Annotated in this window: 3 protein-coding genes; 1 reads left to right on the plus strand and 2 read right to left on the minus strand. The window is 45.7% G+C overall.

What is annotated here, in order from left to right; all coding sequences use genetic code 11:
- Nucleotides 1-268 (plus strand): DUF3069 domain-containing protein (locus AND4_RS18810; protein ID WP_009844577.1); only part of this gene is annotated, 268 nt, incomplete at its 5' end.
- 66 nt (nt 269-334) lie between these two features.
- Here the strand turns inward: AND4_RS18810 and modC are convergent.
- Both modC and modB read right to left on the minus strand, forming a co-directional pair.
- On the minus strand, nt 335-1441 hold the full coding sequence (gene modC / locus AND4_RS18815) for a molybdenum ABC transporter ATP-binding protein ModC (protein ID WP_009844578.1): 1107 nt from the start codon (nt 1439-1441) through the stop codon (nt 335-337).
- Nucleotides 1441-2104 (minus strand): molybdate ABC transporter permease subunit (gene modB, locus AND4_RS18820; RefSeq protein WP_009844579.1); only part of this gene is annotated, 664 nt, incomplete at its 5' end. The genes modB and modC, both read right to left, overlap by 1 nt.

The raw sequence follows: 2104 nt of genomic DNA on the forward strand, positions 1-2104 counted from the left end.
AGCAAGTGCACAAAACATTTTGGACAACTTTGAGCAATTCCACGCTCTAGTATCTGTAGGTCAAGCTTTTGCTGGTCTAAACGTAATGGAAGAGTTCCCAACACTCAAACTGCCAGAGAACATGACAGACGAAGATAAAGAAGATTACCGTTCTCAGCTGCTAGACAATGTATTACACAACTGTGTAAAAGACATGGTTAAGCAACTTAAGAAAGCACGTCGTGACCCTCTTCTTAAGCGTGAGTTCAAGGAAGTATTCGTGAAGTAATTCGGCACGATTTTCCACAAAAAAGGCCGCAAACGCGGCCTTTTTTGTATCTAAGGTTTGGATAAATTAATGGTGTGCTAATGCAATATCTCGTTGTGTGACACTCACGCCTTTTACTTGCACGTAAACGGAGTCCCCGACTTTCAAGTTCAAATCATCCAGTGCCCATTGCGTTATCGTCGCCCACAAGTGGCACTCTTCATCTAATTGCAGCGAAACCGTGATACTTTGCTTGTCCTCACCTGCGGTCAGCTCCTCTATGGATCCAACGGTCGCTGGCAACACGTTACGAATCGATGTAGAGAAAGGCTTCTCCAATGCGATGGAGACGTCATTTGCACGTACTTGAAGCCGGATTGGTGTATCTGGCTCGCCATCGACTTTTTGCACCCACAGACAAGTGTTCGGAGCGAGCTTTACACACGTCAATGCATATTTTTCATGATGCATCGCTATCTTACCTTCGAATAAACTGCTGTGGTCTGAAAATGACTGCCAAGGGCGCATAGCATGAGAAGCCCATACGTCTTCTAACTTACCCGATGTCATGACTGTACCTTTGTCGAGAATGGACAGATGCTGAGCTAACCGAAGAATCTCTTGCAAGCTGTGTGTCACGTAAACAATCGGAATACTGACCTGCTCAGATAGCTCCTCTAAAAATGGCATCACTTCTCGCTTCCGTGGCATATCCAATGACGCTAGAGGCTCATCCATTAATAACAAATTAGGTTTTGATAACAGTGCTCGAGCAATCGCCACACGCTGTTTCTCCCCGCCGGATAAAGAGATTGGAAAACGTTTTAGCAGCGGCTTAATGGCGAGTAGCTCGGTGACTTTATCGAAGTAGCCTTCATCTTTTTCCACGACACCATATAATAAATTTCCTTTCACGGAATAATGTGGAAACAAACGCGAATCTTGGAATACATAGCCGATCTTGCGCTTATGAGTCGATAAATTAATGCCGACATCACTATCGAAAAGAACGTGTTCGCCAACCGACACTTTGCCTTGTTTGGGCGTGACCAATCCACTGATAACGTTAATTAGTGTCGTTTTGCCCGCACCTGAACGGCCAAATATTGCACTTATCCCGTGACCCGGTAACGACAAATCAATATCAAAGTCAGTTTCACCAAGAGATTGTTTAAATTGAATTTGTATACTCATTATTTCGCTCCCAGACGCGCTGCAGCTTTGCGACTTAACCACTCAGAGGTCATTAACGTCGCCAGAGCCAGGGCAATCGAAATAATGCACAAACGCGCGGCTTCCATCTCCGCTCCCGGCGTTTCAATGAAGTTGTACATTGCTAAAGGAATGGTTTGAGTCTCGCCAGGAATATTGGAAACGAAGCTGATCGTTGCACCAAACTCTCCCAAGCTACGAGCAAATGAGAGCATGGTACCCGTAATAATACCGGGTATAGTTAAAGGCAGCGTAATTGTAAGGAAGACTTTTAGAGGCGATGCGCCCAAGGTGGATGCAGCGTGTTCGAGCTTTGGGTCAACATTGTCTAGACTCAGGCGAACTGAGCGTACCATTAGAGGTAGCGCAACAACAATACAAGCAACGACGGCTCCCTTCCAGTTGAAACTGAACACCAAACCAAAGTATTCATAAAGCCAACTGCCAAGCAGCCCCTGTCGGCCTAACGAGATCAGCAACAAATATCCAATCACCACGGGAGGTAAAACCAGTGGTAAGTGGATCAGACTATCGAGAATGGATTTACCGACAAACGTTTTCCGAGAAAGCAACCAAGCCAGAGCAACCCCCAGTGGAATCAGCCAAACGACAGCATAGGCGCCGACTTTTAAGCTTAGCATTAAA

The organism is Vibrio sp. AND4 (assembly GCF_000171815.1).
Classification (GTDB): domain Bacteria; phylum Pseudomonadota; class Gammaproteobacteria; order Enterobacterales; family Vibrionaceae; genus Vibrio.

What these genes read in the sequence shown, in the direction of transcription:
- modC (WP_009844578.1), bottom strand. Translation starts at nt 1,441, where the DNA reads ATGAGTATACAAATTCAATTTAAACAATCTCTTGGTGAAACTGACTTT.